This window comes from Helicobacter turcicus (genome assembly GCF_019711685.1).
In the GTDB taxonomy this organism is placed as follows: Bacteria; Campylobacterota; Campylobacteria; order Campylobacterales; family Helicobacteraceae; genus Helicobacter_D; species Helicobacter_D turcicus.
Genome location: NZ_JAIGYQ010000018.1, coordinates 1 through 6334 on the forward strand (window position 1 = coordinate 1; position 6334 = coordinate 6334).

General features: G+C 29.0%; 6 protein-coding genes. All 6 read right to left on the reverse strand.

Annotated elements, in window-relative coordinates; genetic code table 11:
• On the reverse strand, window positions 1-1303 hold a 1303-nt coding region (locus K4G57_RS08755), incomplete at its 3' end, for a glycosyltransferase (RefSeq protein ID WP_221561848.1).
• An 87-nt stretch (window positions 1304-1390) separates the two neighbouring features.
• Window positions 1391-2011 carry an LbetaH domain-containing protein gene (locus K4G57_RS08760; protein WP_221561849.1) on the reverse strand — a complete coding sequence of 207 codons (621 nt, stop codon included), beginning with the start codon at window positions 2009-2011 and terminating at the stop codon, window positions 1391-1393.
• Complete coding sequence (locus tag K4G57_RS08765; RefSeq protein ID WP_221532803.1) at window positions 2008-3426, reverse strand: glycosyltransferase; 1419 nt, start codon at window positions 3424-3426, stop codon at window positions 2008-2010. The genes K4G57_RS08760 and K4G57_RS08765 overlap by 4 nt, the downstream gene beginning before the upstream one ends.
• Entirely contained in the window at window positions 3426-4121 is a 696-nt protein-coding gene (locus tag K4G57_RS08770; RefSeq protein WP_221532802.1) for a hypothetical protein, read from the reverse strand. Before K4G57_RS08770 ends, K4G57_RS08765 begins: the two co-directional genes overlap by 1 nt.
• A complete protein-coding gene (locus K4G57_RS08775) occupies window positions 4115-6121 on the reverse strand; it encodes a glycosyltransferase family 29 protein (RefSeq protein WP_221532801.1) in 2007 nt (668 codons plus the stop codon). The genes K4G57_RS08770 and K4G57_RS08775 overlap by 7 nt, the downstream gene beginning before the upstream one ends.
• A gap of 1 nt (window position 6122) precedes the next feature.
• The coding region (locus tag K4G57_RS08780) for a hypothetical protein (protein WP_221561850.1) at window positions 6123-6334 on the reverse strand (212 nt) is incomplete at its 5' end.

The following is a 6334-nucleotide window of genomic DNA, read 5'->3' on the forward strand; positions in this document are numbered from 1 at the left end:
GACTTTTAGAGTTTTCTATCAAAGCAACTCCTAGTTTGTAGGAGAGTTGGGATTTAAGGCGGGTTTTAGCAGTAGGGCTTTTTAGAGTTTTTAAAGTATTGTTTAGGGTTTGGATTTGGGTTTGGAGAGTGTTAATTGTTGTTAATTTATTTTTTAGTTCTTGTTTTATCCATAGTTGAATTTCATCTTTAGAGGCTTTATCAAAAGTTTTGATGACATCTTTTTTTATATTGTTAGAAAAAACTGAAATTTTTGAAGAAAATTTTAAAGGATCTTCATTGATTCTTGAGAATTCAATTAAAGACCATTGGTAGTAATTTTCCAAAAAAGCTTCGCTTAGCAAAGATTTTATTGTTCTATTGGGAAAATTCTTGATAAAATCAACTAGATTGGAAACATAGGTTAAAACACTTCCAGCTTTAAAATATTCTTTAGTTCTAGCAAAATTATTTTGAAAATCTTTAAGCAAAAATTCAAAATAAGGTGAAATTTGTTCTTTTCCAATTTTTTTATTGTGATTAGAAGTTGAATTGGGTCTTATCCTATAATAAAAAATACTTTTTCTAAGTACATAAATTTTTTCAACTTGCGCAAAAAGCATTATGCTAAAAATGTGATCTTCATATATTATATGATTGATAAATCTAATCTTTAATTTCTCAAATTGTCTCCAGCGAATCATTACAAAATTTACACACCAAAAATAATTTATGCCTTTTTCTATCATTCTTTCTAAAAATTGGATATTGCTTATGACTCGCGTATTGCTATCAAAATCAAGTCTATTTTTTCCAAACCAAGCCTCACCAGCATACCAAATAATATCAACAATATCACTTTTCTCAAGACAGGATTGGACGCAATCTAAAGCCCACCAATCATCACTATCTAAAAATTGCAAAAAATCAATTTGTGGAATTTCAAGTTGAGGGGTGCAATGCATCCCATCAAATTTTTTGCCTTTATAAATTTTTTTAATTTTTAAAGGGTTAGAATTCATAATTTTAAAAGCATAAAGTTGATTTTCTCTTTCTGCGAATTGTAGTTTGTATTTTCCTTCTAAAAAATCAATTCCAGCATTTCTAGCAGTGCTCTGACCTCCATTTATTTTATCAATGAGTGTTATTCTTTCATCATTTTTTGTAAATTCCATAGCAATTTTAAGGCATTGTTTATTTGTGGAGCCATCATTAACTAAAATAATTTCTAGATTTTTGTAAGTTTGATTTATAACACTATTGAGACATTGTTCTAAGTAATCTTGTGTATTGTAAATGGGTATTATAATTCCTATCTTTTGCAATCTTTTCTCCTTTGCTTTAGTCTATCTCTTGCTTTAATTCTCTATCCCATAATATGCCTCTTCTTACAATTTTTGCTGGTATTCCAGCTATAATGCAATTTTCGGGGGGGGGGGGGTAGATTTGGCAAAAGAAGTAACAAGAGACTTTGTGCCAACAACACAATTATTTCCGATGAATGAATGGTTTAATATAGTAACATCATCACAAATCCAACAATGCTTACCAATGCTTATATTTCCTGCATTATTAATTCTTTGTTTTGTTGTGATGTCAAAAATGCTATGATTATCAGTAGTTATAAGTTTTATATTATTTGCAAATAGGCATTCTTCATTTATTGAAATTGAAGTATTCTCTTCTCCGCAAAATAACTGGACATCACCATTAAAAAAATTTTTCTCCCTAACGATAATTTTACAATTATTTGCTAAAGTTCCTAAGCCTCCAGGTAAAATAAGCAAATTTAAATTTCTGTGAATAAAGGTTTCCTTTTTGATTATCACCGTATTGTGATCGCCTTTTATAGAAATATTTAGTTTTCCTTGAATTTTTACATTTTCCTCTATCCAAATGAGGTTATGGTCCCCTAAAATGGATATGTTTAAATTTGTTATTTCATCGGCTAAATAAACCCTATTTGTTTTATATCCTTTAAAAGCAATAGTAGGAAACTTGATGTCTTCTTTAGTGAGTAAAATGCCTTTCATCTCTTTAACCTTTTTTTGAAAAAGTCTATAAAGAATAAATGAGGCTTTGTAAAAAGTTTTTTAAGTTTTTTAAATTTTGACGTTTGTGCAAAATTTGCATTTATTTCTTTTTTTGCAAGAGAAAAAAGATGATCTTTTGCAGAAAAAGATAGAGCGTATATTTTTTCACTTATCCCAAAGTCTTGGTAAATTTTATCAATTGTTTCGCAGTAATTTTTTTGAAATTTTTCTAAAGTGAGTTCCCTTTGATAAAGATTGAAATTGTTTTCACTCATTATCTTTTTTTCATATTCGCTTAGTGTTAAAAATTTTTCTATGGCTTTTACAAAAGAATCAACATTTTCACTCTGTGCATACAACATGCCATTTGTTTTATTTTCAAGCCATTTGTAGCCGCCAACATACGAGCAAATTAGAGGTTTCTTCAGTGATAAAATTTCTATCATACTCAAATCAAATAGAGAACCTCTATTTGGACACAAACAAGCGTCTGCAATATTGATGAAATCTTGCGGATTTTGAGTATATGGAATCTGTATCCATTGTTTTGATTGAATTGGTTGTTCTCCTTTTTCTCCGACAACAAGAAAATAAATATCATCGTTATAGGCTAGAATCTTTTGTGCAACTTTAATTAAAATATCATAACCCCTTACATCAATAAAGCGACCAAGATACAAAAAGACTTTTGCTTCACTTGGTATATTTAACTCGGCTTTTAAGGAATCTTTATCTTGAAACATATTTTTTGTTTTAGTGCCTGTTGGGCAAAAGTATATGTTTTTATTTTTGGTGAGTTCTTTAAAGTCTTTCCATAAATTATAATATCCTTCAAGGCTTTCTTCGCTTGGAAAGAATAAGCAATCTGCTAAAGTAAAAGCCCACCTATCTCTTTGGTTTAGATAATAAAAAAACATATCTTTATCATCATTGCGCCATTTCACCGTTTTGCAAGTAAGATACATATCTTCCATTGTGGGCTGATAGGGATTGTGTGTAGTTAAAATTTTTATTACTCTTGATTCGATACCTTTTTTTACAAGAGTATTATATATAGGCAGAAAATTATAAGCTCCGTGAATGTGAATGGAGCTTATTTCGTTTGTTTTGATTTTGTCAAATTCACTTTGTGGGATAAGCTCTTTAAACCAGTTTTGCCTTTGTTTTAGTAGATTTTTAGTGCATGTTTTAATTTTATAATCTTGCGTGTATATAAATCTGTTATCAGTTGGTTTTTCTAATATATCATTGATTTTATCTTCATTAGGGAACATAAATTTACATTTTATGCCTTGTGGTGTTATTTGGTTTTGATTATATTGAGCAAATCCATCAAATAAAGACGATAAATAACCTACGCTTCCACCTTTATTTGGATTATATTTTTGATGGCAGTGAATATAATGGGTCAGCATTATTTTGACCTATGTTTTATTTTGCGCATTCTATTAATGATAAAATCTTTAAAAAATAAAAATGGTTTTTCTTTAAGTTTTTTAAGCTTTTTTGATTTTATAATTTTAGTCTGTGGTGCTTCTAAATAAGAACTTATAATCTGTTCGTTTTCTATGTATAAAGCAGAAAAACAATCCCTAGCAATAATCATCGTAGCATCAGTATTAATGTGGTACTTTTTACAAGTTTGTGTTTTTTGTTTCGTATTTTTAAGTATATAGGAGATGTAATTTTTGATTTTTTCGGCATTGTTTAGATTTTCAATATTCAAAATATTTTCTGTGCTTTTAGTGTTTTCTCTTTCATCAATGTTTGAAAAATAAATTTTTACCCGATCCAATCCCAGCTTGTTTATAATCTGTGTGAAAAAATAAAATTGTTTATCATCTCCAACCAAATGATAAGAATCAAATTGATTAAAATCAATAAGTGAGAGCTGATGTAATGATAGAGGTATGTTTTCCCCCTCTTCAATATTCTTTATTTTGCTTTTCTTTACTATTTCTTTGCCAAATTGTTCAACATAAACTTCAGAATCTTTAAGAAGAAATTCTTGGGAAAAAATGATAGTAATCATTAATTCTTTTTGTTTGAGTAATTGAAAGTTTAAAGACGATTTTTTATCAACGGAGTATATGATGCAATGTTTTAGCATAATTTTAGCTCCTCATTTGAAATTAAGCGATTAAATATTTCTTTCTCTTTTACCCAATTATGATAAGGAAGCCTTTTGCCATAAGATGGATCTCCTTTGAAATAATGCTTTATGCCGTCTTTTTGTTCTTCCAAGCTAAAACCAGCGCAAGAAAGTTCTTTTATTCTTTTTTTGTGCTTAAGGATAAATAAAATCATAACAAGCCCCATTGAGAGTGTTCTAAGATGAGTTTGTTCTAAAAATTCACAAGTTGTTATTCTGAAAAACGCAATGCCAAGTGAGCTTATTTTTAAAATTTGAGCCTTTTGAGCTCTAGTAAGCATTTGGCTTGAATCATTAGAAATTATAAAATCAAAATGTCTTATTTCTCTTTGACTGATAGTTTCAAAACTCGGTGAAATACCCCAAATGCTTGTCTTGCTTCCATAATCTTCTTCATAACCTTGAGTTACGAAATTATTAAAACGTATAACTATGTCAAAACCATCAATTACTTTTCCTTTATTTTTACCAAGTTCTATGGGTGAATTCCCAACGACGATAATTCTTTTATTTTCTATGTATCTTAAAAATTGTGTTTCATTTTCATTCATTAAAGAATCCAATGTTTTGCTTAATTTAATTAATGGAGTCTCAGGTATTGTGATAGCTGTTTGATTATAATAATATTCCAAGATTTCCATAGCATCATCTCTAAGCTTTATGCTAGGAATGGTTAATTCACTTTTTAGGCTATCTTTTAAAATGATGGAAATGTAAGCAAGAAGCTTTGGATAATGAGTCGTTAAAATATTGACATCGTAGTTTTTAAGAAGTTTTGTTAAAACCTCTATGACTTGTGAATTTATATAAGACTTTGGTATATCCATAAAATATTTTAAATCAGATTCTAATTTACTTAATAATTTTCGTTCAAAAGTTAAATTTTGAAATTGTAAAACTTCATAAGAAAAAAAGGACAAAAGCTCTTCATAATTTGCATTTATGCAAAAATTACGAATACCTTTTAAAGTCCAAAAGTTAATTGAGTGATTTCGTGGAACTTCAATATGAATTTTATCAACATTAAAACCAAAGTTTTGCAGAGTATTTTTTATATAAGCATTGGTAATGCTTTCTTTTGACAATAAAAAGGCATTTAAAAACTTAGATATTTTTCTTAAAGTATCCTTAGCATCCATATCTTTAGCTAATTTATATCTTCCTAGTAAATGTCCTAAAGAGTAGCCATAAATGTATTTTTTATCAATATTGAGCTTATTTTCATTTGACTCCACAAAGCTCAATAAATCTTCAATTGCGGGGATAATTTCTATAAATCTCGCTGGATTTGCCACACTTTGCTCAGCCCTTCCTCTTGTGTAATAATATTTTGCTCCAATAACTAAACCTAATTTATCACAAGTTGAAAAAACCTTTGCGACAAAAGGCACATCTTGATATACCTTACAAGTTTGTGGTAAGGTGATGTGATTGCGCTTAAGAAAACTTTTTGCATACAAACACAGCGTTATGGCTGTGTTTGTATGCAAAAAACGGTTTTGTAAATCCGCCCGAGAAATTTTTCCATTTAAAGTTTCTGGGGTGTAGGATTGAATACATAAATGGTTATAATGCTCTCTATTTTCTAAATAGCCATTGTAACAAACAACTTCATAATTATTTTCTTCAGCTACAACATACAAGGTATTATAAAAATCCTCATCAACATAATCATCAGGTTCGCATACTGCAATATATTTTCCTTTTGAATGCTTGATTCCCAAATTAACAGCACTGCCATAGCCGCCGTTTTCTTGTGAAAGATATAAAAACCTTTTATCCTCATTTTGTTCTAAGAATTTTTTTATCTCTACAGCCGTGTCATCTGTTGAGCCATCATTAATAATGAGTATTTCAATATCTTTTAACTTTTGATTTTGAAGGGATTTTAAGCATCTTGAAACATAATCTTTCACATTATAACAAGGCACTATGACAGAAACGGCTATTTTATCCATTTTAACTCCTAGATTGAATTTTATTGCTTATCTTTAAAGACATAATATTTTTTATTAAATTTAAGAAAAGTTTTAAGGGTTTTTGAATTTTAAAGAGTAGCCTTAAGGGTCTTGGGAGACATTTGTCTTGATAGTATTCCTTAGGGTCTTTTAGGATTCTTTTTAGTTTAGCACTTTGCAATGCATCAAAATAACTCCAATCTAGCTCTCCTT

Bases quoted from the DNA above. Each gene is read 5' to 3' on its own strand.
- K4G57_RS08760 (WP_221561849.1), bottom strand. From the start codon at position 2,011: ATGAAAGGCATTTTACTCACTAAAGAAGACATCAAGTTTCCTACTATT.
- K4G57_RS08765 (WP_221532803.1), bottom strand. From the start codon at position 3,426: ATGCTGACCCATTATATTCACTGCCATCAAAAATATAATCCAAATAAA.
- K4G57_RS08770 (WP_221532802.1), bottom strand. From the start codon at position 4,121: ATGCTAAAACATTGCATCATATACTCCGTTGATAAAAAATCGTCTTTA.
- K4G57_RS08775 (WP_221532801.1), bottom strand. From the start codon at position 6,121: ATGGATAAAATAGCCGTTTCTGTCATAGTGCCTTGTTATAATGTGAAA.